The organism is Thermithiobacillus tepidarius DSM 3134, from assembly GCF_000423825.1.
Lineage (GTDB): Bacteria > Pseudomonadota > Gammaproteobacteria > Acidithiobacillales > Thermithiobacillaceae > Thermithiobacillus > Thermithiobacillus tepidarius.
This window is the reverse complement of the sequence record NZ_AUIS01000004.1, coordinates 1-22,606: the sequence shown is the minus strand read 5'-3', so window position 1 is coordinate 22,606 and position 22,606 is coordinate 1. Positions and strand designations below refer to the sequence as shown.

Annotated in this window: 26 protein-coding genes and 2 tRNA genes; 7 read left to right on the top strand and 21 right to left on the bottom strand. The window is 66.1% G+C overall.

Annotated features, from left to right (window positions below):
- Positions 1 to 53: 53 nt before the first annotated feature.
- The 7 genes from G579_RS15220 to G579_RS0101660 form a co-directional block, all read right to left on the bottom strand.
- Complete coding sequence (locus G579_RS15220) at positions 54 to 2,081, bottom strand: putative bifunctional diguanylate cyclase/phosphodiesterase (protein WP_051180705.1); 2,028 nt, start codon at positions 2,079 to 2,081, stop codon at positions 54 to 56.
- Positions 2,081 to 3,868, bottom strand: a complete 1,788-nt coding sequence (locus G579_RS0101685) for a PAS domain-containing protein (protein ID WP_162142951.1) — start codon at positions 3,866 to 3,868, stop codon at positions 2,081 to 2,083. The genes G579_RS15220 and G579_RS0101685 overlap by 1 nt, the downstream gene beginning before the upstream one ends.
- 314 nt (positions 3,869 to 4,182) lie before the next feature.
- Positions 4,183 to 4,977: a metal ABC transporter permease gene (locus G579_RS0101680; protein ID WP_028988808.1), complete on the bottom strand. Its 795-nt coding sequence runs from the start codon at positions 4,975 to 4,977 to the stop codon at positions 4,183 to 4,185.
- Positions 4,974 to 5,537: an ATP-binding cassette domain-containing protein gene (locus tag G579_RS0101675; protein ID WP_038017601.1), complete on the bottom strand. Its 564-nt coding sequence runs from the start codon at positions 5,535 to 5,537 to the stop codon at positions 4,974 to 4,976. The genes G579_RS0101680 and G579_RS0101675 overlap by 4 nt, the downstream gene beginning before the upstream one ends.
- Positions 5,537 to 6,433: a metal ABC transporter substrate-binding protein gene (locus tag G579_RS0101670; RefSeq protein ID WP_028988806.1), complete on the bottom strand. Its 897-nt coding sequence runs from the start codon at positions 6,431 to 6,433 to the stop codon at positions 5,537 to 5,539. Before G579_RS0101670 ends, G579_RS0101675 begins: the two co-directional genes overlap by 1 nt.
- A 9-nt stretch (positions 6,434 to 6,442) precedes the next feature.
- The gene (locus G579_RS0101665) at positions 6,443 to 7,933 is read right to left on the bottom strand and encodes a TonB-dependent receptor (protein ID WP_051180704.1); all 1,491 of its coding nucleotides are present in this window, start codon (positions 7,931 to 7,933) and stop codon (positions 6,443 to 6,445) included.
- Positions 7,934 to 8,024: 91 nt separating this feature from the next.
- Positions 8,025 to 8,351, bottom strand: a complete 327-nt coding sequence (locus tag G579_RS0101660) for a hypothetical protein (protein ID WP_155989705.1) — start codon at positions 8,349 to 8,351, stop codon at positions 8,025 to 8,027.
- Positions 8,352 to 8,445: 94 nt separating this feature from the next.
- On the opposite strand from G579_RS0101660, the gene G579_RS0101655 reads away from it, so the two are divergent.
- From G579_RS0101655 to G579_RS0101640, 4 genes are all read left to right on the top strand, one after another.
- Positions 8,446 to 8,521: transfer RNA gene (locus tag G579_RS0101655), tRNA-Ala, on the top strand.
- 61 nt (positions 8,522 to 8,582) lie between these two features.
- On the top strand, positions 8,583 to 9,587 hold the full coding sequence (locus G579_RS0101650; RefSeq protein ID WP_028988803.1) for a sodium:calcium antiporter: 1,005 nt from the start codon (positions 8,583 to 8,585) through the stop codon (positions 9,585 to 9,587).
- A 43-nt stretch (positions 9,588 to 9,630) separates the two neighbouring features.
- Positions 9,631 to 9,706 (top strand) — tRNA-Arg (locus G579_RS0101645).
- A 103-nt stretch (positions 9,707 to 9,809) separates the two neighbouring features.
- Positions 9,810 to 10,799 carry a tyrosine-type recombinase/integrase gene (locus tag G579_RS0101640; protein WP_028988802.1) on the top strand — a complete coding sequence of 330 codons (990 nt, stop codon included), beginning with the start codon at positions 9,810 to 9,812 and terminating at the stop codon, positions 10,797 to 10,799.
- Between the two features lie 40 nt (positions 10,800 to 10,839).
- On the opposite strand, the gene G579_RS0101635 is transcribed toward G579_RS0101640, so the two are convergent.
- The 12 genes from G579_RS0101635 to G579_RS0101580 form a co-directional block, all read right to left on the bottom strand.
- Positions 10,840 to 11,139, bottom strand: coding sequence for a HigA family addiction module antitoxin (locus G579_RS0101635; protein WP_028988801.1), 300 nt, complete (start codon positions 11,137 to 11,139; stop codon positions 10,840 to 10,842).
- A 15-nt stretch (positions 11,140 to 11,154) separates the two neighbouring features.
- A complete protein-coding gene (locus G579_RS0101630) occupies positions 11,155 to 11,433 on the bottom strand; it encodes a type II toxin-antitoxin system RelE/ParE family toxin (protein ID WP_028988800.1) in 279 nt (92 codons plus the stop codon).
- A gap of 421 nt (positions 11,434 to 11,854) precedes the next feature.
- The gene (locus G579_RS0101625; RefSeq protein ID WP_162142950.1) at positions 11,855 to 13,237 is read right to left on the bottom strand and encodes an AAA family ATPase; all 1,383 of its coding nucleotides are present in this window, start codon (positions 13,235 to 13,237) and stop codon (positions 11,855 to 11,857) included.
- Positions 13,230 to 14,021: a hypothetical protein gene (locus G579_RS19125; RefSeq protein ID WP_028988798.1), complete on the bottom strand. Its 792-nt coding sequence runs from the start codon at positions 14,019 to 14,021 to the stop codon at positions 13,230 to 13,232. The genes G579_RS0101625 and G579_RS19125 overlap by 8 nt, the downstream gene beginning before the upstream one ends.
- 7 nt (positions 14,022 to 14,028) lie before the next feature.
- Positions 14,029 to 14,235, bottom strand: a complete 207-nt coding sequence (locus G579_RS0101615) for a hypothetical protein (protein WP_028988797.1) — start codon at positions 14,233 to 14,235, stop codon at positions 14,029 to 14,031.
- Positions 14,222 to 14,536 carry a hypothetical protein gene (locus tag G579_RS0101610; protein ID WP_028988796.1) on the bottom strand — a complete coding sequence of 105 codons (315 nt, stop codon included), beginning with the start codon at positions 14,534 to 14,536 and terminating at the stop codon, positions 14,222 to 14,224. The genes G579_RS0101615 and G579_RS0101610 overlap by 14 nt, the downstream gene beginning before the upstream one ends.
- 58 nt (positions 14,537 to 14,594) lie before the next feature.
- A complete protein-coding gene (locus tag G579_RS18895; protein ID WP_155989703.1) occupies positions 14,595 to 14,747 on the bottom strand; it encodes a hypothetical protein in 153 nt (50 codons plus the stop codon).
- The gene (locus G579_RS0101600; RefSeq protein WP_155989702.1) at positions 14,744 to 16,546 is read right to left on the bottom strand and encodes a type IV secretory system conjugative DNA transfer family protein; all 1,803 of its coding nucleotides are present in this window, start codon (positions 16,544 to 16,546) and stop codon (positions 14,744 to 14,746) included. Before G579_RS0101600 ends, G579_RS18895 begins: the two co-directional genes overlap by 4 nt.
- Before the next feature lie 7 nt (positions 16,547 to 16,553).
- Positions 16,554 to 17,642 (bottom strand): hypothetical protein, encoded by a 1,089-nt coding sequence (locus tag G579_RS0101595; RefSeq protein WP_155989701.1) that lies wholly within the window; start codon positions 17,640 to 17,642, stop codon positions 16,554 to 16,556.
- Positions 17,643 to 17,740: 98 nt separating this feature from the next.
- Positions 17,741 to 19,525 (bottom strand): hypothetical protein, encoded by a 1,785-nt coding sequence (locus G579_RS0101590; RefSeq protein WP_028988793.1) that lies wholly within the window; start codon positions 19,523 to 19,525, stop codon positions 17,741 to 17,743.
- Positions 19,522 to 19,767 (bottom strand): hypothetical protein, encoded by a 246-nt coding sequence (locus tag G579_RS0101585; protein ID WP_028988792.1) that lies wholly within the window; start codon positions 19,765 to 19,767, stop codon positions 19,522 to 19,524. The genes G579_RS0101590 and G579_RS0101585 overlap by 4 nt, the downstream gene beginning before the upstream one ends.
- A gap of 8 nt (positions 19,768 to 19,775) precedes the next feature.
- Entirely contained in the window at positions 19,776 to 20,024 is a 249-nt protein-coding gene (locus G579_RS0101580) for a hypothetical protein (RefSeq protein ID WP_028988791.1), read from the bottom strand.
- 125 nt (positions 20,025 to 20,149) lie between these two features.
- On the opposite strand from G579_RS0101580, the gene G579_RS0101575 reads away from it, so the two are divergent.
- Both G579_RS0101575 and G579_RS0101570 read left to right on the top strand, forming a co-directional pair.
- Entirely contained in the window at positions 20,150 to 20,446 is a 297-nt protein-coding gene (locus G579_RS0101575; protein ID WP_028988790.1) for a type II toxin-antitoxin system RelE/ParE family toxin, read from the top strand.
- A 2-nt stretch (positions 20,447 to 20,448) separates the two neighbouring features.
- Positions 20,449 to 20,739, top strand: coding sequence for an addiction module antidote protein (locus tag G579_RS0101570; protein WP_028988789.1), 291 nt, complete (start codon positions 20,449 to 20,451; stop codon positions 20,737 to 20,739).
- Between the two features lie 173 nt (positions 20,740 to 20,912).
- Here G579_RS0101570 and G579_RS18890 read toward each other — a convergent pair whose 3' ends face one another.
- Entirely contained in the window at positions 20,913 to 21,866 is a 954-nt protein-coding gene (locus G579_RS18890; RefSeq protein WP_028988788.1) for a hypothetical protein, read from the bottom strand.
- A gap of 42 nt (positions 21,867 to 21,908) precedes the next feature.
- A complete protein-coding gene (locus G579_RS18885) occupies positions 21,909 to 22,070 on the bottom strand; it encodes a hypothetical protein (protein ID WP_155989700.1) in 162 nt (53 codons plus the stop codon).
- Positions 22,071 to 22,343: 273 nt separating this feature from the next.
- On the opposite strand from G579_RS18885, the gene G579_RS15210 reads away from it, so the two are divergent.
- A partial coding sequence (locus tag G579_RS15210) for a hypothetical protein (RefSeq protein WP_038017591.1) occupies positions 22,344 to 22,606 on the top strand: 263 nt, incomplete at its 3' end.

Genomic DNA, 22,606 nt, shown 5'->3' with positions numbered 1-22,606 from the left:
GGCGCCTATGGCTTCCCCGCAGGTCCCGGCGGGCGGCCAAAGCGCGGCCCGGCTCAGGCCGGCATCAAGGTGCTTGCTTCCAGGAAGGCAGGCAGCTGATCGGCCGCCAGCGGCCGGCTGAAATAGTAGCCCTGCACTTCGTCGCAGCGGAGCTGACGCAGGAGATCGAGCTGGCCCGCCGTTTCCACGCCCTCGCCCACCACCTTCAGGCCCAGGCTGTGGGCCATGGTGATGATCGCGGTGATGATGGCCCGATCGCGCGGGTTTTCCAGGATGTCGGCCACGAAGGCACGGTCTATCTTGACCGTGTGGATGGGGAAGCGCTGCAGGTAATTGAGGGAGGAGTAGCCGGTGCCGAAATCATCCAGCGCCACCGATACCCGCATGGCGGTGAGGGCCTGCAGCACCGCCGCCGCGCTCACGGGGTCCTGCATCAGCAGACTTTCGGTCAGCTCCAACTCCAGGTGCTCCGGACGCAGGCCGCTGCTGTCCAGGGCTTGGGCCACGGTACGCAGCAGGTGTTGTTGCCTGAATTGGCGCCCGGACAGATTGACGGCAATGCGCAATCCGGCAAAGCCTTGCCGCTGCCAAGCTGACGCCTGGGCGCAGGCGCTGTGCAGCGCCCATTCGCCGACCGGCACGATCAGCCCGGTTTCCTCCAAAAGCGGAATGAAGTCGCCCGGCGCGACCAAGCCCCGCTCCGGATGCTGCCAGCGCAGCAGCGCCTCCACCCCGAGCACCCGGCCGCTGGCCGTGTCCACCTGCGGCTGGTAGTGCAGGCAGAACTCGTCCCGCTCCAAGGCGCGGCGCAACTGGTTGCTGAGCGTGAGGCGCTTGACCACTTCGGCGTTCATGGCCGGCGTGTAGAACTGGTAGCGGTTGCGGCCCTGCGCCTTGGCCTGGTACATGGCGGTATCCGCGTGCTTGAGCAGGGTGGTGACGTCCTCGCCGTCCCGTGGAAACACGCTGATGCCGATGCTGGTGGTGACGAAGAGTTCCTGGCCGGCCAGCAGGACCGGCCGGGCGAGGGCCTCCAGGATGCGCTCGGCCAGCGGCGCCACTTCCTCGTCCTGCGCCACATCGTCCACCACCAGGACGAACTCGTCGCCGCCCAGGCGCGCCACCGTGTCCCCTGCGCGCAGGTGCTCCCGCAACCGCGCGGCCACTTCGACGAGGAATTGATCGCCGGCTTCATGGCCGAGGGTGTCGTTGATCTGCTTGAAGCCGTCCAGGTCCAGGAACAGCACGGCCATGGACAGCCCCTGGCGGCGGCTGTGGGCGATGGACTGCGCCAGGCGGTCCTGCAGGAGGGTGCGGTTGGGCAGGCCGGTCAGGATGTCGTAGTAGGCCATGGTCGCCAGCGACTCCTCGGCCTGTTCCCGCTCGATGGCGATGGCGGCCACGTTGCAGATGCGCCCGATCAGCGTCACCTCCTCGTCGCTGGGGCTGCGCGGCTCGGGATAGTAGATGGCGAAGGTGCCCAGCACCTTGCCCTTGGCGGACAGGATCGGCGTGGACCAGCAGGCCTGCAGGCCATATTGCAGGGCCAGGGCACGGAAATCCGCCCACAGCGGGTCGCGGGCGATATCGGTGACGATGACCGGAGCCTGAAAGTAGGCCGCGGTGCCGCACGAGCCGGCCTGCGGGCCGATGGCCGTGCCCTCGATCGCCCGGTTGTAATCCATGGGCAGGTTGGGCGCGGCACCGAGACGCAGGTGCCGACCGTCGGCATCGAGCAGCAGCACGGAGCCGAAGAGCCGCTCGCGGGCCTGTTGCTCGAAAGTGCAAATCAGCGTTTCGAGCACTTCCTGAAGCGGCGCGCCGCGGGCGATCATTTCCAGAACGCGCCTTTCCTCGGCCAGCAGCATCTCCGCGCGCTTGCGCTCGGTGATGTCGCGGTCGATGCCGCGATAGCCCAGCAGTTGGTCCTGCTCGTCGAGGACGGGCACGCCGCTGCTTTCCAGGATGACCAGACGGCCGTCCTTATGGCGGTTGATGTTCTCCAGCGCGGCAAAGCTTTCCCGCCGCGCGACAATGGCATCGAACACAGGGGCGACGCGCTCGGCCTCCGCGGCCGGCATCAGGTCGAAGGGCGTCCGGCCGAGCAGTTCCTCGGCCTCTTCTCCCGCTGGCTCGGGAAATCGCCGGCGACCAGCCGGTCAAAGTACTGCCGGGTCTCCTCCACCTGCTCCGGCGGCAATATCACATCCCAGACGAGGCGCCCCTCGACCTCGGCGAAGCGGTAGCCGGTCAGGGCCTCGCAAGCGCGGTTGAAACGCAGGATGCGGCCCTCGCGATCCAGCACCAGCACCAGCACCAGCACCCCGGCCGTATCCAGCACCGCGGAAATGAAGTTGCGCTCCTCCTCCAAGGACAGGATCGCTTGCTTGCGTGCCGTGATATCCTCGGCCACACCCACGGCGTACAGTGGCTGCCGGTCGGCGTCGCGCACCAAGGCGACATTGAGCTTGACCCATACCCAACTGCCGGCCTTGCACCGGAAACGCTTTTCCAGGGCGTAGCTGGACAAATCACCGCTCAGCAGGCGCTCACGCAATGCCCACTCATCCGCCACGTCCTCGGCCAGGGTGATGTCCTGCACGGTGAGTCGCAGCAGCTCCTCGCGTGCATAGCCAAGCATCTCGCAGAGCTTCTGATTAACCTGCAGCAATTGCCCATTGGGAGCAGACAGTGCCATGCCAACGGCCGCCTGCTCGAAGATGCTGCGGAAGCGCTCCTCCTGCTCCCAATGAGCCGTCCGCTCGGCCGCCTTGCGGGCGCTGATGTCCTGGAAAGCGAGCACGGCACCGAGCAAGCTATCCTCCTCATGCAGAGGGGCGCTGGAAAATTCCACCGGGAACACGGTGCCGTCCCGGCGGCGGAAGCACTCCCCGTCGGAGCGCAGGGCCATCCCGCGAGCGTAACTGGCCGCCAGCGGGTCAGCGGACGATCCCGGGCTCGCCATTTCGGTCGCCAGCAGTTCCGCCACCGGCTTGCCCAGCAGATCGTCTTCAGCAAAGCCCAGCAACTCCTGCGCGGCCCGGTTCACAAAGGTGATGCGCCCCTGCCGGTCCAGGCCGAAAATGCCCTCCCCGGTCGCCTGCAGGATCAGCTCGTTGCGCTGGCGCAGGCGCACGGTCTCAGCCAGGGACTGCCGCGCCTGCGCCAGCGCCGTTTCGAGCCGTTCTTGCGCCTGCTGGTGAAAGCCCCTTAGCAATATTCCCACGGCCAGCGCAGCCGTCAAAGCGATGGCCGCCCGGAAAAGCTGCACCGGCAGGCCGACCAGGGCAAAGAAGGACCGGGTATTAATGAAGTCCGCGGGGAAGCACATTCCCGGCGGCACCACGAGGCCGGCGAACAGCGCATAGGCGATGAAGGCGCCACCCGCCCAACGCATTCCGGCTCGCGTTGGGATGTCACGGGCTTGGCCGGCACGCCGCAGGTGCAACAGAAAGCCGGCTCCGGTCAAAAGGGCACCCGGCAACCCCAGCAAGTAACGAATGCTGATTTCCGACTGGCCCAGTGGATCAGCCGCGCCTCCGATGCTCGTGGCGAGCAGTGCCACAATCGCCACATGAACCCAGCGACTCGTGACCCAGCGCAGCCACCAGCATGCGCGCAAAAGCGGATGATCGGCGCTCGCGACCAGGCGACGACCGAACTCGAAGAGCGCGACAAAGGAAAAAAACAGCAAAAATGGCTTCAGCCACCAGAATCTCGGATCATCGCCTTGGAACAGGATCAAGTAATCCAACCACTCCAGTGCGCCGTGGAGCAGACCGAAGGCGCCCAGCAGCCAGAAATGGACAAACGGAGCGTGCGAACTCGTACTCTTGGGTTGGGCCAGCACCGTGATGCCGAGCACCACGAAAGCGAGACCATAGAAGAAAAAAAGCAGATCCAGGTGACTCATCACCCAGGAGGACAAACTGAACATCGGAGGTGCATGTCTCGTTCTTGTCGGGCCTACAGGCGATGGCATGCGCCACGCGGCAAGCTCGGTTCTCAGCAGCCATCGCCGGCCCGGACGCGCCGCAGATGCTGCCTTTTGATGCCGACCAGACCGCCACGCATCTTCGCGCCTGCGGGCCGCGACGTGAAAATAGGCGGTTACATACCAAATTAGAACAAAACGGGAGAAAATCCAGGCGCTGGGTGAGCGCCATGTCCGCCGTGGCGCGACTAAAAGGCGCGACGCGGCGCGAAAAGGCGCAGCACGGCCAACAGCAGCAGCACAGCCACCAGCACCGGCCCGAAGGGCTGATCCAGGGACACCGCCAGGGCGAACGCGGCCAGGTAAGCCAGCATCCCCAGCAGCGCCGCCGCCAGCAGGCCGAACCGCCAGCCGCTGGCGAAGGCGAAGGCCAGCCACGGCGGGATGAAGACCAGGGCGAAAGCGGCCATGACGCCGATCGCGGCGGTGGCCAGCGCCAGCCCGAAGGCGGCCAGGAGATCGAAGCCCAGGTGATAACGCCAGCCGGGCAAGCCGTTGGCGCTGAAATGATCGGGAAAGAAGCGCGCCGTGAGCAGGCGCGGCGAGAGCCAGGGCAGCAGGATGAGCACCGCCGCCGCCAGCACGCCGGCACTCAGCAAATGCGACTTGCCGGTGAAATACAATTGGCCGTCCATGAGCGCGTGACTCAGTTCCTCGCCGTGCGGGCTGTTGGCGGCCAAGAGCAAGGTCGCGCTCCAGCCCAGCAGGATCATGACCGCGTAGGTGTCGTTGCCGGGGCGCTGCATCCAGCCCTTGATTCCGGCAGCGATCCCCGCCGCCAGCAGGGCCGCCGCCAGCGCAGGCAGGCCGGCGAAGAGGCTCAGTACCCCGCCGGCGGCCGCCACCTGCGCCAGACCCAGGGCCGCCAGCCATTCCTCGCGCAGGCGCAGATAAGCGCCCAAAAGCGGCAATACGACGGCAAAGCCGAGCCCGGTCAGGAAGGGCAGGCGAAACAGCGGGTCGAAGACGAGGCCCAGGCTCATGCCGCCACCTCCACCACCCGCGTGCAGACGCGTTGCACAAAGTCCGCCTCGTGGCTGACCAGCAGCACGCCGCGCCTGCGATCCAGGGTCCGCAGCACCTCGACCAAAGCCGCGGTGCCCCTCGGGTCCAGATTGTTGGTGGGCTCATCCAGCAGCACCAGCTCCGCCGCGCCGCCCAGGCAGGCCCAGATCTGCAGGAACTGCATCTGCCCGCCGCTCAGCCGGTCCAGGCGCCGGTCCAGGAGGGGAGTCAAAAGCGGCGGCAGGGAACCGCCCTCGGCGCCGGTCAGGCGCAGCAGCTCCCGCCCCAACATAGGCATGGGGCTGAGCCGCACCGGCCGCTGCCGCTGGTGCGCCACCCGCAGCCCGGGCCGCCGCCGGATCTCGCCGGCGAAGACGCGGGCCGCGCGGGTAACGGCGCGCAGCAGGGTGGACTTGCCGATGCCATTGGGGCCCTGGATGCCGACCACCTCCCCCGGCTGCACGCGAAGCGACACGGGACCGATGATGGGCGCGTCGTAGCCCGCCACGATCCCGTCCAGTTCGAGCAGGGCGTCCATCAGCGCGCCTGGGCCACGGCGTTCACCCACTGGTCGATGAGGGCGAAGTAGCCGGCGCTGTCGGCGTCGACGGCCGGCTCCAGTGGCAGGCGGAACGCCTTCCAGCCCAGTTGCCCGGCCAGGAACTGCGGCCCCTGGCTGGGCTGGAACACGGCGTAGAGGATGACGCCCTGCTGGCCCTTGAGGCGTTGCACCAGTTCGCTCAGATACTGGGCGCTGGGCGGAATGCCGGGGATGGGCTCCACGTAGCCCAGGATGGGCACGCCCAGCAGGCTCATGAGGTAGTTGCCGTCCTTGTGATAGAGCAGCACACCCTTGGCACCCCGCGCCCGCTCCCGCCACTGGGGCAGGCGCGCCGCCACCTGCCCGGCGAAGGCTTTGGCGTTGGCCTGGTAGCGGGCGACGTTGGCCGGATCCAGGCGGCCCAGGCGCTGCGCCAGGGCTTGGGCGACCGTGGCCATGCGCTGCGGGTCCAGGTAAATGTGGGGATTTCCCATGGGATGCACATCACCGCGCGAGCGGTCTGCCACGCCGCCCCTGTCGAGCAGCGGCACCTGGGCCGCCGCTTCGAGATAGCCGGCCTGCCCCGGCAGGATGCGCGGATTGCCGGCACCGCGCAGGGCCGCCGGCAGCCAGGCCACCTCCAGATCGGCGCCGACCGCCAGCAACAGATCGGCACGCCGCAGGGCCAGCATCATGCTGGGCCGGGCCTGCAGATAGTGGGCGTCGCGGTCGGGCGGCGCCAGCACGGTCACCCGCACTCCGTCGCCGCCCACGCTGCGCGCCAGCATGCCCATGGAAGCGGTGGTGGCCACCACGTTGACGGCGGCCTGGGCGGGCGCGCCGACGATCAGCAGAAGCAAAACCAGAAGCCACTTGTCGAGCCAGGTTTTCATGTTGGTCTCCTAGAATTTGTGCGCGCCGTGGACGCCCAGACTCAGCTGGTACTGGAGAAAGATCTGGTTGAAGCGCTCGCGGGCGCCGCTCACCGCGTAATCGCCGCGGGCGTACTGCAGGCGGAAGCGGGAGAACTCGGTCGGATTCCAGGTCAGGTTGGCACTCCAGCGCCGGGAATCATCCAGGCTGCTCGTCTCCGTGCCGGCCTGGAGCCGGTTGGTCAGGCCCACCGTATCGAAGCGCAGGGCGCTGGTCCAGCGTGGCGCGAAACCGTAGACTCCCTGCACGTAGAAACCATCCTGGCTGAAGCGCCGCCCTTGGCCGAGCAGGGCCGGGTCGGCCGGGTCGCTCCGCACCGTGAGATCCTTTACCCGGTAGAGGTACTCGCCCTGCAGGGTGAGATCGCCCTGCCCAAAGGAACGCGGCGAGTCGTACTTGTAGACCCAGTCCGTGCCCGCAAACCAAGTGTCGCCGTCCAGGGCCGCGCCCTCGTCCAGCTCCTGGTGCTTGAAGCCGCGGCCGCCGAAGAGGCCCGCCTGCAGGGCGTGGTTGTAGCCGAGATCGGGCGAGAACTTGGCAAAAGCGGTGACGAGACGCGGCCCGGCCTTGCGGCTGAAGGCGGGGTCCGCATCCGGACCCAGGTAGTTGGCCGCCCCCGGGTTCTCCCCCTGCAGGACTTCCACGCCCAGGCGGGTGTAGAACGGCGAGTCCGGCAGCCAACTGAGCTGCACGCCGGTTTCGTTCAGGGAGCCGCCGAAGAGCGCCTGATACGGCAGGGCCTGGTCGACGAAATCCCATTGGTGGGGATGCTGCTTGTTGATGTAGCCGATGTCGCTGTAGAACTTGCCGAACTTGAGCTGCAGGCCCGCCGGCAGGCGCCGGGTGCTGCCGTAGGCCTCCTCCACCCGCGCACCCTCCTTGCTCACGCTCAGGATGGCGGTGGCGTCCAGGTAGGGGTCCACCGCCGCCGACAGCACGATCTCGGTCTCGCGCAGATTGAAGCCGCGGTCCAGCTCGCCGCCGTGATCGTGCCCGTCCGCCGCGGGCGCATGGAAGCCGTCCGCCTCCGGGATCTCTCTCCCCCGGTCGTCGTGATAGTACACGCCATCCAGGATCATGGAGATGGCGGGATTGAAGGCGGTGCCCGCGGTCACCGTGCCACTGCCGAGGCCGGGGACCGGATAGGGGGTCAACCCGGGACTCTGCACCGGATCGAGGGACTGCGGTTCGGTCACGGGGGGCTGGGCGACCTGGGCAGTCGGCGGCGGAGCCGCCTCCGCCTGTGAAGCCGCAGCGGCGGCCGGCGGGGTCGCCGGCGCCTGCGGGGTCTGCAAGCGTTGCTGCAGCGCCTCGATCTGCCGCTGTTTCTCGGCGTCCCGCCTTTCCAGTTCCTGGATCTTCTGCAGCAGGCCGTCCAGGGTCGGTCCAGGCTGGGCGTCTGCCGCCTGGGCATAGGCGAGCGCCAGCACGGCACCCGCCAGGAGCTTCTTCTCGAACATGTATTCTCTCCGTCAGCGCAAGCGCGCGCACAGCCGTGCGCACGGCACCACTCCGGCCGGACCGGCCGGCCGGAGCACGATCAATGGGATCTCAAGCGCGGGAGAGAGACGGCGGGCCACGCCCGGGCGGCCGGGCGATGGGACGGGTGACGACCACCACTGCAAGACCCGGCAGCGCCAGGAGCAGCAGGAAGACCATGACCACGGCCGGCATGGGGCCGGCGGTCGAGGGGGTATCCAGCGACTGATGCCCGGCCACATGACAGACCGGGCAGTCCAGCTCCCCCAGGACACTGGTGTGCTTGTGCGGCAATGCGCCCAGGCTGTAGAAACCCAGGAAGCAGAGCAGCGCCCACTGGAGCGCCCAGCGCTGCCAGCCGCGCACATGCTTGGGTGAGAGAGCGGAAGATGGAGTCATGGTTTTTTTACGCTAGCCGGCGCACCCCCGGCTGTCAAGCAAGACAGCGCCGGTTGCACCGCGGACGATTCCACAGTATCCTAGCGCGATCTTTGGGGCGGTAGCTCAGCTGGGAGAGCGTCGCGTTCGCAATGCGAAGGTCGGGAGTTCGATCCTCCTCCGCTCCACCAAATTCACCGGGGTAGAATCCATGGGTTCTACCCCGTTTTCGTGTGGCCAACGGGAACAAGAATGGATTATCTGCTGCTGCTCGTTTCCCTGATCGTCATCCTGATCGGGGCGGAAGCCTTCACCAACGCCCTGGAACACCTGGGCGAACGGCTCAAGATCTCCGAGGGCGTGACCGGCTCCATCTTCGCGGCAGTGGGAACCGCCCTGCCGGAGGCGATGGTGCCCATCATCGCCATCCTGGGCGGCGCGGCCAGCAGCCAGCGCGTGGGCGAAGAGGTGGGCGTCGGCGCCATCCTTGGCGCGCCCATGATGCTCTCCACCCTGTCGATCTTCCTCATGGCCTACTTCGCCGCCCGCCGGCGCGGCTGGGCCGGCGACTTCACGCCCGAGCGCAGCGGCTTCCAGCGCGACCTGAGCTGGTTCCTTGCCGCCTTCTCGCTGGGCGTCATCGCCATGTTCGTGCCCATCGAACAGACCCTGACCCGCGGCGTCATCGGCATCAGCCTGGTGCTGATGTACTTCTTCTACATCATGCTGACCCTGCGCGCCTCGGCCGGCCTGGTCAACGAAGGCCACGGCACCGAAGCCGAGGCTCCGCTGTATCTGAGCAAGCTGCACCTGCCGGAAAACCTGCTCACCATCCTCGCCCAGCTTGGCCTCGGCTTCGGTGCGATCATCGCCGGCGCGCACGGCTTCGTGGCCGGCGTCGAGCACATCTCGGTGCTGCTCGGCATGTCCGCCCTGGCCCTGTCCCTGCTGGTCATCCCGGTGGCGACGGAGCTGCCCGAGAAGGTCAACAGCATCCTGTGGATCCGCCGCGGCAAGGATACCCTGGCCTTCGGCAACATCACCGGCGCCATGGTGTTCCAAGGGTCCATCCTCCCCGCCCTCGGCGTCATGCTCACCCCTTGGCAACCCACCCCAGATGTGCTCCTGGGCGCCGGCCTGACCCTGCTCGCCAGCCTCTGGCTCTTCCTCATGCACCGGCGCGGCACCCTGCGCCCCATCCACATGGTCTTCAACGGCCTGTGCTACTTCGCCTACTTCACGGTGCTCGTCTTCTGAGCCAACTGGCCGGGTCCCGGCCGGTCTGCTAGAATGCCCGCGTGCCCCGGTAGCCCAGTGGATAGAGCAACCGCCTCCTAAGCGGTAGGCCGCAGGTTCGATTCCTGCCCGGGGCGCCAACAAAATCAGTAACTTATAACATCAACACCCCTCCCGGATTGAATTTTTGGGACAATTTTGGGACACTGACTCGCAAGGATCAGACCCAGGGAGGGGCAATTCATGGCGACGTTCGAACGGCGCGGTGACCTGCAATGGCGGGCAAAAATTCGCCGCAAGGGCTACCCGGTGCAATCCCGTACCTTCAACACCCGGGCCGAGGCGGAACGCTGGGCGCGCCTGGTGGAGTCCGAAATGGACCGGGGCGTTTTCGTCTCCCGGGCCGAGGCGGAACAAACCACCCTGGCCGAAGCCTTGGACCGCTACGAACGCGAAGTCCTGCCCACCAAGAAATCCATTACCGGCACGCTGCCACATATCCGCGCCCTGAGAGAGCGCCTGGGCAGCTACTCCTTGGCGGCTATCACCTCGGCGCTGATAGCGAAATACCGGGACGAACGCTTGCAGGAGGTGGGGCCCCAGACGGTCAAGCATGACCTGTCGGTGCTTTCGCGCTTGCTCAACGTGGCCATGCGTGAATGGGGCATTGCCTTGCCTGGCGGCAATCCTGTGCAGCAGATCAAGATGCCCAAGCTGCCGGAGGGACGTGATCGGCGCTTGCGGCCCGGTGAAGGCGGCGCGCTCCTGGCCGCGCTGCCAGCTCCCCATGACGCCCTGTGCTGTTTCGCCATCGAAACCGCCATGCGTCGCTCGGAAATGGCGCGCATGCGCTGGGAGCACGTGGACTTTAAAAAACGCGTGCTGCTGGTGCCGGAAGGCAAGACCAAAACGCGCTGGGTTCCACTCTCCCAGGAAGCCGTGCACATCCTGCAAAACCTGCCTCGTCGCTTGGATGGCATGATCTGGGGATTCCGGCCGGACAGCATCACCCAGGCGTTCGATCGCGCCTGCAAGGCGGCTGGCCTCCAGGATCTACGCTTCCACGACCTGCGTCATGAAGCTACCAGCCGGCTGTTCGAACGGGGATTGAACCTGATGGAAGTGGCTTCCATTACCGGGCATTCCACCCTGCAGATGCTCAAGCGCTACACCCACCTCCGGGCTGAGGATCTGGCAAAGAAACTGCAGTACCGCGCAACCGCCTCAGAATGAACCAAGCCGGGTTTTCCGAGCATGTGCGGGGTTGTGGGCCTCAGGCTGCGTGCGGATGGACGTGGCGGGCAATCTCCTCGCCCTTCTCGCGTTGCGTCAGGCGCAGGTCGTAGGCGGTCTGCAGATTCAGCCAGAACTCCGGCGCGGTGCCGAAGTAGCGCGCAAGACGTAGCGCGGTGTCCGCCGTCAGCGCCCGCTCGCCGTTTAGGATACCGGTAATACGGTTGGGCGCCACATCGAGCGCCTGCGCCAGCGCGCGCGCGGACAGCCCCAATGCGTCCATTTCCTCACGCAAGATCTCGCCAGGATGAATCGGGCGCATGGCATTGTTCGGGGTCATGGCGTCACCTCCAGGTCAGTGATAGTCCACAATTTCCACTTGGTGCGGCCCACCCTCCCGCCACGTGAAGCAGACACGCCACTGAGCATTGATGCGGATGCTGAACTGCCCCTGGCGATCGCCACGCAACGCTTCAAAGCGGTTGCTGGGCAGTTGCGCCAGATCCTCAATGCAGGTGGCGCTATCGAGAATTTGCAAGCGCCGCTCGGCCTGCGCTCGAAACCTCTCAAAGCGCCTCACGGACCGGCCGGCAAACAGTGCCTCGGTGTCTTTGTCGCGGAAAGATCGGATCATGATGCAAGGTAGCAGGGTGTTACCCGTTACGTCAAGAGTAACACACACAAGGCACACTCCCCCGTCCAAGTCTCCGCCGTGGGGACACCCATGCTGAAGCCCGTACAAAAGCACGCGCAAAAAGTCACGCCGACATCCACCTAAGCCCGCGCCACTCCAGGATTTTTCCATCAGACATCGCATCGTTATCGCATCGATATCGATGCGATAACGATGCTCCACCCGTCCTTGCGCGCCCTATAGATGCGATATCGCATCCATATCGCATCTATAGGATGATGAACGGGAACACATAAGCCATTGTATCAATGGGAATGTTCAGAATAACCGCCACCGGCGATTGCGTGCCAAAATTGCAACGCAATCGCCAGACCGTGGAACGGGTCAGCGCCGGCTCTGCAAGCGCTCCGGGGTCGAGTGCTCATCTAGCCTGCTTGTTTGCGTGCAGCGCTTCCGCCAGCCTGGCCAGCGCCGCCGTGTCCACGCTCTCGCTGGCATCCGCCGGCGCAATCAGCCGCAGATGACTTGTCGCCGAATCATAATCCCAAAGCCAGATGAACCCATCCTGCGGCACGTTCGCATTCGCCAAGCCGGCCAGCATCAGATCCTCGATGACCCGATCCACTGCCCGGGCCCCGAACTCCCCTTGACCGAGCTTGGAAACGACCAGCTCGGCCGCCGCCGGCGTCATGTCCAGCACGTAGAGCCCGCGGGCCTGGTACACGCGCGGGGCGTGGCGCTGCTGCCAGCGTTGGCGCACGATCTCGGCATAAACCGCCCGCTCCAGCGGCCGATAGGCCAGCACGCGCCCGATGCGCCCGACAAACTCCGGCCGGAAGGGGCGAATCCGGCCCAGCCGGGGATCCACCGATTCAAACTCGGTGATGGCGCGCCGCAATCCATCCTCGTTCAGCTCCGCGCCCTCTTCCCGGATGGCGTTGGAGGTCATGATCAGGACGCATTCCTCGATCGAGATCCGCTCTCCGAAGCTGGCATCCTCAAGCCAGCCTTCATCCAAACCCGTCATGAGCCCGTCGAACAACTCGCGGCTGCCCTTCTCCAGCTCGTCGAAGAGGATCACACAGCGGCCGCCAAAGCGCTTTATTGCCTGGGTGATCTGGCCGCCCTGGTCAGAGCCTATATAACCGCGTGGCGGGCCGAAGGCGCGCCACTGGCCCCCCTCGCCCACGCACTCGTTGCAATTCAGGCGGGCAATGCGATTGGCGTCACCATAAATCACCTCCGCAATGGACTTGGCGGTTTCGGTCTTGCCCACGCCGGACGGCCCCAGCAGCAGGAATGTGGCGAGCGGCTTGCCGCGCCCGCCGGTCATGCCCTCCAGCGCCAGGCGCAGGCCCTGCTCGATCACCGCCAAGCCGGCCTCCTGTCCGACGATCCGGGTGGAGGCCTCCGACAGCGGCCGGAACGCCAACGGCGGCCGGGCTTCAACGCCAGGCGCGACGTGCAACGCGAATGCCGGCCCTGCCGCGGCCTGCGCCTGCGGCGCGGGGCCGGCGGCTTGCGGGCTCGGCTGCGGGTCGGTGGGAATGGATGCGGTTTCGGCCGGGGGATGTGGCGGCTGGGTTTGCGGCAAGGGTTCCTGGGGTTGCGGAACCGTGCCGGCCTGCGGTTGTTGCTTCTGGTTGCTGTGCAATGCGTAGCCGATCAAGCCCAACACCACCAGCCCTAACACGGTCTCGGCGGATTTGATGACCCAGGCGACCAGCTCCAAGATGATGAGCCAACCCCAAACCGGGATCGGCCCCAGGCGCATTTGCAGGAAACGCAATACAGCACTAAACATGATTTCTTTCCTCGTTTTTGTTTTCTGGCAGCGACGGCTGCGCCTCCTGGAAGACACCGCCCGGCAGGCGCACTTGGACCGACGCCCGCCAGCGGGCCAAGCTGGCATAACGCACGGCGACTTTGTGCCAGCCCACAGCAAGGGGCGGCGTAGCAAAGATACCGCTTTTTTCGCTCGGCCCAAACTGTTCCGCCGTCACCCTGCCAAGCTCAATGCCGTCCAGCCAGATTTGAGCCTGGACGCCCGGATCAGCTTGCCAAACCCCAGGCTCCTGAGTGCGGACCATCTTGAGCGCGATGGTACTTGGACCCTCCCTGTCCACGCGGATAAAGCCCAGCGCGTCGACGGCCAGATTCTTGTCCGACAGGTCGAAATCTTTGCCGATTGGGGCGGATGGCAAGTTCGATCCCCAGCCGTTGGCTATCTCCTCGATGCCGATCTCTGCGGGTGGTCCGCTCTCGGCGAGTACCGCGTACTTCAACTGCAGGCCCGGCCGCATCGGATACGCCAGGGGGAACGCGGCAGGGACCGGGGCAACCGGTTCTGAAACGGACACCGCCGGCGCCGTGGCCGCTGTCGACACCGCGACTGCGGTTGCGGCGCCGGCGGGCGCCTCGGCCGCCGGGGCAACCGGCATCGCTTGGGTTGGCGAACGGGAAAAGGCATCCAGCACCATGCTCCCGGCAATCAGGACGGCGCCCAGGAGCGCCGCGACCGCACCGAGCAGGTGCGGCCGTTTCTCCGGGGTGGACCAAAGCTCGCGCAGCTTGTCGAACTCCTTCATGACTGACTCACTTGGCCATGCCATTTTCGATCACGTCCAAGACCGCATCCACCGTGCTCAGCGCGGGCCAGCGCCGGTTGATGATCTTCACCAGGCGCCGGGCGGCAGCGGGATCGAGGATTTCCGGCTTCTCCGCCTCCCGAATGCGCCGCTCCACGGCCCGCAATTGCTCCAGCAGCAGTGCCTTTCTGCTTTTCAGCTTACTGGAATCCACGGTTTCCTCCTTCCAGGCGATTCATCAGGCGATTCATCATTTCGTCGCGAATTGAGGCGCTCGCCTCGATGCAGGCTTGCAGCTCGGCATTGAGCTCCTGAAGCCGCTTGGAATCTTCAACCAAGCCAAGCAAAAACTGCAGGCCGACTTTTTCCCTTTCGCAATGGCACAAGGCTTCAAGCAGGCTGTCGCTATCCATGCACGTAATCGTGTACGCAAAGTCGTTCATGAGTTCCTCCTTCTCACGTCGGTCGAGTATGTATCCTTGCAGCACAGCGAAAATGTACGCAAAGTCGTTCATGGTCTCCTCCTTCTCACAGTTGCGGTTCCTTCTCACCTGTTATGGCACTGGCCGGAAATCACTTCGTGGCGGCCCGCAGCAGGAACAGGACGATATCCACGGCCAGGAGCGTGCCCAGCACCGGCCACACGGGATCCGCGGCCGGCAGGTAGGAAAAAAGCAGCGCCGCGCAGATCAGCAGCACAATCCCAAAGAAGATGAACTTCTTCATGCCTCCCTCCCGAATTCAGCAAGGAAATCCCGGTAGCGCTCGTCGCGCGGCCGGAAAAACGGCTTCAGGTAAATGAGCTTGGGCGGCAGGGCCTGGCGGCCGTCGAAGCCGGACACCACCGCGCTGAAGGTCGGCAGGTCGCGAAAAACCGTCGGCTCGAAGCGATTCAGCTTCTGCCGGCTGAGGTTGCGCGACTCCGCCACCGTGGTCTGCCGGCCGAGGAACTGCCCGCCCGCGGTCAACCCCGCCGCCTCGATGCTCTCCGAAGCCGATACATGCTCCACGTAGCCCCAGTCCTCGCCGCAGATCCGCGCGGCGTAGTCCCGATCCTCGGGCTCCGAGAGGCCCAGAAAGACTTTGCTGCGCAGGCTCGCCAGCACCACCTGCGTCTTGACCTCGCCCAGCTTTTTCACCAGGGAACTGCGGCTTTGGGTCATGACCACGTTCGCGGTTTTCGATTCGCGGCATAGGGCAAAAAACTGGTCGTCGCCCTGCTGGCCAGTGCTGACGAACTCCTGATACTCGTCGCAGAAGAACACCAGCGGCCGTTCGAAGTTGTAGTCCGGATTGCGCCGGTGCTCGTCCGGCCGCGCCAGGGCCGCGCGCTGGAACTCCAGCTTGGCGAAGATGCCCAGCGCATTTGCCAGCGGACCAAAGCGCTCGGCCGTGGCGTCCAAGACCACGATCAACCCACGGTCGATCGCCGCGCGAAAGCCAGGGAAATTGATGTCCTCGCGCCGCGGCGAAAACTGCTCCAGGTAGCGTGGGTCGGCAAAGTATTGCGTGATCCGGGCAATCTCGGAGAGATAGATGCCCCGGAACTTCCGATCATTGGCGATGTACTCACGCGCGAAATAAGCGCAATGGTGCTCGAACTGGGTTCGGCTTGCCGAATCAAGATCCGCGGGCAGCAACGCCTGCCAGCCGGCCAGGTATTCGTCCATCAGTTGCGCCGGGCTTTTCTCCTGGTCGGCATCGCCCGCCAAGGCGCGCTCGAGCTCCTGCAGGAAGGCATGGATATCCGCCAGGGTCACATAGCCTTGCGTGATGCGGATGATCCCCAGCGCGTTTTCGATGATGCGACCGGCGTTCTCGGCCACCCAGGAGCTATCGCCGGCATGGGATTGGCCGGACAGATTTTCCAGCACCGCCAGCACGCGCGCGGCCAGCACGCGCGGCTCCAGCTCCGGCGCGTGGATCGGGTTCCAGCGGATCGGGTGATCCGGCCCGATCAGGATCAGATCGGCCGCCCGATTGTGCTGCTCGGCGAGCTCCCGCGCGGGCCGCACCAGGGACGCCTTGTAGTCCATGATGAGCCCGGCGCAGCGCCGGGCCGGATCAGCGGCCGCGTATTCGAAAAACTGGCGCAGGACCGGCAGGCCGACGCCGGCGGTTTTGGCCGCGCCGGTCGCACCCAGCACCGCGACCCCGGTGAACAGCCCCAGGGCCGGCAGGGTGTACCAACGCGGGCGCTCGCAAAAGCCGCCGGCGCGGTCGTGATCCTCGCCCAAGACAATTTGCAGTTCCGGCCCTTCGGGCCATGCCGGCAGAAGGTATTCGACCTCGCGCGGATCCGGCTCGCGCGCCGGGAAAATCAGGTCCGCGTAGGTGCGCATGGCACGGCCGGCGACGCTCGCGCCGGCGAGGGTCACCGCGCTCAGGCCCGCGCCCCAGGCCAGCGCCTGGGGCAGCGTCAGCACCTCGCGCAACCCCGCCTCCCCGGCCACAAACAAGCTCGCGCCGATCGCCGCGCCGCGTGCCCCAAAATCCACAAAATCCAGCAAGTCTTCTCGTTTCATGCCCGCCTCAAAAAAGATCATGGATGATGCTTGGCAGGAAGACCCCTGCCACTGCGGAAACGCCCGGCGCTTCAGGCTGGTTTGCGGCCTTTTCCAAGGCCGCGATTTCGCCCGCCAGGCGCGCCAGGGCCACCGGCGCGGCGCCGGCCGCGCGCTCGCGGGCCAACTGCTCGCGCAGCTCCGCCAATCGATCCGATTCCGGCGTCTTGGGCGCCAGCTGCTCGATGGCGCCGAATGCCGCCAGGGCGTGTGCTAGGAGTGGCGCACGCCGGCGCTCGATGACAAAGCCGATGCGCACGCTGCCCAGGGCATCGGCGAACCGGGCCAGCGTGCCGCGCACCACCGTTTCCGGCGCCGCGTGCACAGGCGGAAAGGCATACACCTGCAGGGACTCGGCCGCGGCGATCACCGTTTCCGAAAAGCGCGCGCGGCCGGGATCGCCGGCGCGCATTCCGAGCGTCGGCACGGGAATCTCCCGCGCGGCAAATTCCGCGGCAATCTCCCGGCCGCCGTCCAAAAACCGTTCGCCGTTTGCCAGCGGATGGCTGGCACGAAACCAGAAGCGCGCGAGGCCGCGCAGCAAGTCCGTTTCACTCCGGTCCGTGCGCGCCGCGGCCGCATTCGGATGCCCGAAAAATCGGGCGGCGCGTCGCGTCGGCGCCAGGTGCAGCGTGCCGCCGGGCAGCCCGCTGAGGTACACCGGAGCCAGCAAATCCAGCTCGCCCAGCCGCGCCAGCAGACGGCGCGCGAACTGCGGCGAGCAGTCCAGCAGGCGGGCGGCCAGCGCGGCGCTGAGCACCCCGCCATGATGCAAGGCGGCGCGCAAGAGCCCCTCTTCCTTTTCATTCAAAATTGCCATGCACTCCCCTCCCAAGCTTCCTGAAAAACCGCGACAAATCAGCCCAACCGCCCGCAACCCCGGACGAAACCGGCCAGGAAACGGGGCGCGAAACTCGCCGTTGGCGCCGCTATGCGGCTTGCGGCCGGTTTTCCTCGGTATCGCGGTATACGCATGGTTATGCGCAGCATGGGAAATGCCTCGAACTTGGCGAATCCGGGGCCCTACGGGCACGGCTAAGCCTTTGAATTGGCGCATTGTTTGAAGGACGCGCCTGCGGCGCGGACTCGAACAATGCGGGGCTGACCGGCGAAGCCGGGGCGCGTCAGCGCCAAGCCCCATCGGCCGTAGGCCGATCACGCCCGGCCGCGGGCCGGGCGAACCGCGCGCGTCGCGCGGGCGCTTTTGATGCCGCCGCGCCCGGCGCTGGCGGCTTGGCTGGCATGTCCGTAATGCCAGCCGGAGCGCTCCTGCTGGTGGCCGAGGGCGGCGGCGCGCGCCTGCGCATCGAGCTGCTGCGCCTTGAGCCGGGCCGCGAAGGCATGGCGATAGGTGTAGGGGCTCACCGTGGCCGTGCGCGCCTCGGGCATGGCGCGGCGGCTGGCGGCGCGCACCCGGTGCGTGAACGCATCCGGCCGACCCTCGATGCGCACCGTTTTTCCGCGCCCGCCGACCCGCCCCAGCAGATGGCGGCCTTCGACGCTGTCCGCCACGTCGCGCAGGTCCACGCGCACCTCGCGCAACGCCTGGCCCTTGCCGCGTTTTTCATCGAGCTTCGCCCCCCGGATGCGGATCACCAGGTCCTGCCCCTCGCGGACCACTTGCACGCCTTTTTTGAGTTCGGCCGGCCGCGCGCCGGCGAGGGCGGCGACGGCCACGGCGTCGCGGTCGCGCGCGGGAATTTCGTTCCAAATCCGCTCGCGCCAATCGCGCGGCAAGTGATCCAGGGAAGCCCGTTTGCCATTGCGGTGACGACTGCCCAGGTCGGATTTTCTGAAAGGATTTTCCCGGCCGGCGTTGGCGCTCCGGTCGCCGGCGCTGGGCGGGTATCTGGTGAGAACCGCCAGTGCTTCGTGGATGCGCTTTTCGGCCTGGCTTTGCGCCTGCTGATCCTTGGCCCGCGCCGCGCGGTCCCGCTCGCGCAGCGCCTCTTTCAATTGCGCGCGGGCGACGAATACCAGAGCCGCGCGCTGATACAAAAAGGAACGGTAGGTGCCGGCCCGCTCCTCGGGCCGGGCCGCCGCCAAACCACCCAGGCGCGCCACCGCTTTGTGGTACTGCGTGCGGGTTCTGTCAGCCACCGAGCTTGGATCCCAGCCACGCACGAATTCGCGAGCCCGCTTGATCTCCTCGTAGCTTTTCGATCGCTCCGCTTCCGGCGGCCGGGCTCGCGCCGGCTCGCTCCGCGGCTGCCTGGGCGTGCCGCGCGGAACTGGCGCCGGCCGCGCGACTCGCGCGGGCATTCTTGCCGGCTGCTGCCGGGCCTGCACACGGCTTGCGGCCGAGCCGACGGCCTGCCTGCCGGCGCCATCCGGGAGACTTGGCTGGCGCTGACGGAATTTGAGAAATGCCGGGCGGCTGGCGGTTTTGGCATCCGATCGCGCGCGCTCGGCGCGTCGCTTTTGGATCCAGCGCTCCGTCCGCTCCACCGACTGGGTCCAGCGCCTGCTGGCCTGCTGCGACAGGCCCAAAAAGCGGCTTTGGATCACCCCGAATTTTTTGAGGTTTTTCACGTGCCGGCGCAGGGCCTTGTCCGCCCGGCGCACGTCGCGTTCGCTCCCGCCCGCCGCCCGAATGCGCGCGGCCAGGGCTTTGCGGGCTCTGCGGGGATCGAGGGCGGTTTTGCCGGTCCAGGTTTTGCGGCCGTTTTCGGCCAGCAGCCGGTCAAAGTAGTTCGCCCGCGGCCCCTGCCCCGTGACGCTTTTGAAGGCCCGATCCACCCGCCGGATCACGGCCGCCTGGCGCGCCATGCCGGGCGCCAGGCGATAGGCGAGCTGCCGCTCGACCCGGCGCACCACCCGCCGCCGCTCGGCCGCCCGCTGCCGCTCGATGGTCTCCGCTATCCTGGTCAGGTACTGCGCTTTCGGGCTGGCGCGTTGCCGCTCGATCTCGCCGCCACCGCGACTGAAGATGCCCATCATTCATGCTCCGCCTGGCCGATCTGCCGCCGCGACTTGCCGCCGGCGCCATGCAGGCCGATGTGCAGCCGCGCCCAGGTGATCGCGGCATCCCGCGCCAGGATGGCGCTGACGCCCAGCATGACGAGATACAAGGGATGATTGGCAGTGATCCAGGCCAGAAACAGGAAGGCATCCGGCCACAGGATGCGCGCCGCGATGACTGCGGCGCAAAGCGCCGCAATTCGCCAGATGAATGCCTTCATGCCGCCCCCTAAAGATCCGCGACCTTGACGAGGCGCACGGTGCTGCAGCCGGGCAACTCGGGTGCCGTCTGGCAGGTCTGCAGGGCAGCCACCCACAGGGGCGAGCCGTCCTGCTGCTGCTTCAGCCAAAACCCCGGCTCGGCCGGCTCGGCCAGGATCTGCTGGATGCGCGCCGGGTCGGTTTTTTCATCGGCTTGGTGAAAGAGTTGCATGCCAACCAAAATCCCAACCAGAACCAGAAATGCAAGCTTGCCCATGAAAAATCTCCTTTTTGCTGTGTTCGATTGGTTATGCGCGGGAGAGGAAACTGAGGTTTTACACGCGCCGGAAGGTCATGACAGATATGGTTGAACATTCGTAGTTTATAGACTACAATCGATCCATGATTGAGCTGAAGCAAACCGAAACCTTCAGGAAGTGGTGGACGAAGCTGCGGGACGAGCGGGCCCGCGCCATTGTGGCCGCCCGCCTGGACCGGCTGGCCTACGGCCTGGCCGGCGACGTGGAACCGGTTGGTGATGGCATCAGCGAGCTACGAATTCACTACGGCCCCGGCTACCGGGTCTATTTCAAGTCGCACGGCGCGACGATCATCGTCCTGCTGTGCGGCGGCGACAAAGACTCGCAGGCCCGGGACATCAAGACGGCCAAACGCTTGGCCGCAGAGTGGAGCGAATGACCATGACTGAACACCTGACAACTTTCGACCCAGCAGAACTCTTAAGCTCGGATGAAGCCATCGCGGCCTTCATGGCCGATGCCTTCGAATCCGGGGATGCCGGCTACATCGCGCACGCGCTGGGTGTGGTTGCCCGCGCCCGCGGGATGAGCGAAATTGCCAAGGAAACCGGGCTCTCGCGAGAACAGCTCTACCGCTCCTTCAGCGAGCGGGGCAATCCGACGCTCAAGACCATCCTGGCGGTGCTGAAAGCGCTCGGCATCGAGCTGGTGGCCAAGCGCACCCACGCCTGAGCGTGGCTAGGCGCTGCTAAACGCGCCAAGAGAAGAGAAAGGAAGAAGAGCGGGGAAAGGGGGCCAGCGACCCGTAAAAATGCCTCTACGGGCATCCTGCGCGGTCCTGGAGGGCTGGAGGATCCGGGCTCGCAACAAAAAAGAGGGCCCGAAGGCCCCCAAGTCGCCGATGCTCAGAAATCTCGGCTCAACCCAAGCCCTATGCTGTAATTTTTTTCTCTCAGCGTCGCCGCTCCGTCCCCGGGCGCGAGCAGGCCGGGCTGGCTGCTCGCTCGAGTCCGGCTGCTGTTCCGGTCGAACCCAACGCTCAACCGCGCCTGGACCGGGCCGAGCGGATGCGACGCATGGAGGAACAAGCCGCTTCGGTAAGCATCTTCGGGGTTCGCCAGGTCAAGCGGCAGATAGGACTGGACGGCGCCCGTGACCGCCAAGCCCGAGCTGTCCTGGAATTCCAGCCCCTCGATGTACTGGGCTCGGAGTTGCGTCCGCCCAAGCTGATAGCCGCCCTGCACCGACCAGCCATGACTAATACTCGCACCCTCGCTTTGATCAGTCACAGGCACAAGGTATGACGCACCTGCGAACCAGCCGTCCCCCTTGACCTGGCCATAGATTTCTCGCGGCGCCGCCAACTTGTCACCCTGGTCCGCCAAACGCCACGGCGCCTGGCGAAAACCGACCGCCACGGTGCCAAAGCGACCCCAGGGGTCGCCCACCATGGTGCTGAGCTCAAGCTGGGGAGTCAGGGCGAACCCCTGGGCCGAACCTTCGCCTCCCTCCGCACGGGTGTAGCCTATCGCCAAGCCCGGCGTGACCCAGGACGACCAGCCCATCATGAAGCTTTGCCGGGCGGTCGCCGCCACCGCCTGGGTATCCACCGTCGCCTCTTCCGGGCCGGCATCCAGATGCATCTGCTGCACGCGGGCGCTCAGGGTGAGCCACCGCGCCTGCGCGGGCGTGACATCCACTCCCAGGCCCAGGGTGCGGGTTTTTGCTTGGACACTGCCCTCCGCTCCGCCCAGCTCAACCGTGCCGCCGGAAAAAACAGGGGCAAGATCCACTCGCGCGGTCTCGGCCTGGGCGGCGGCGGGCAACATCAGTGCGGCAATCAGTACTTTTTTCAGCATTTTGATTCTCCTTTTTTGAGCTAAAAATTTGCGGCCAGCCGCTTATTCGTTGCCGAGGAAATCAAGCCGCTCGGCTTCCGCCGCCTGGCGCTTGCGCCGGCGGTACTCCACCTCCGGCCGCCGCGCCGGGCCGGGGCGGCCGGCCCGCCAGCGGGCGATTTCCTGGGCGAGTTTCTGGCTTGCATGGTTGTTCTGATTTGTCACGGCGGGTCACTCCTCTGCTTTGGGTCCCGAGAGGTTATGCGGAGAGGAGGAAATGGGTCTGGTGATCCAAGAGGCCGGCTCCCCGGCCCGCGGGCGGGACGGTATTCGCCCCTCCCTATATAGAAGGGCGGGGTTTGAAGCGGATTTTGCGGATTCTTTGGGGGTGATTCGTAGGGGTTGAAAATTTTCTTGCGGCAACTAGCTTCTGCGGTACAGTCGCTTCAGGCTCAGACAACGGTCTGGGCAGAACCAAGTCCAAAGAAGGGAGATCCCATGATGAAGCAGATCCACAAGACCCTCGTGCTGGCCGGCAGCTTCGCCGCCCTGCTGTCCCTCGGCGGCTGCGCCACCACCGCGCTGGTGGACGGCGGGCGCGGTGCCGTGCTGCCCGACAAGGCCACGGTGCAGAACGAGCTGCAGGGCCGCGCGTTCACCCTGGGGCGGGTGTACCTGGACATCACCAAGCCCACCGACAAGTCCTCCCACGTGCTGCCGGACGACGCCTACGTGAAGCTGCTGCGCAGCCAACTGGAGAC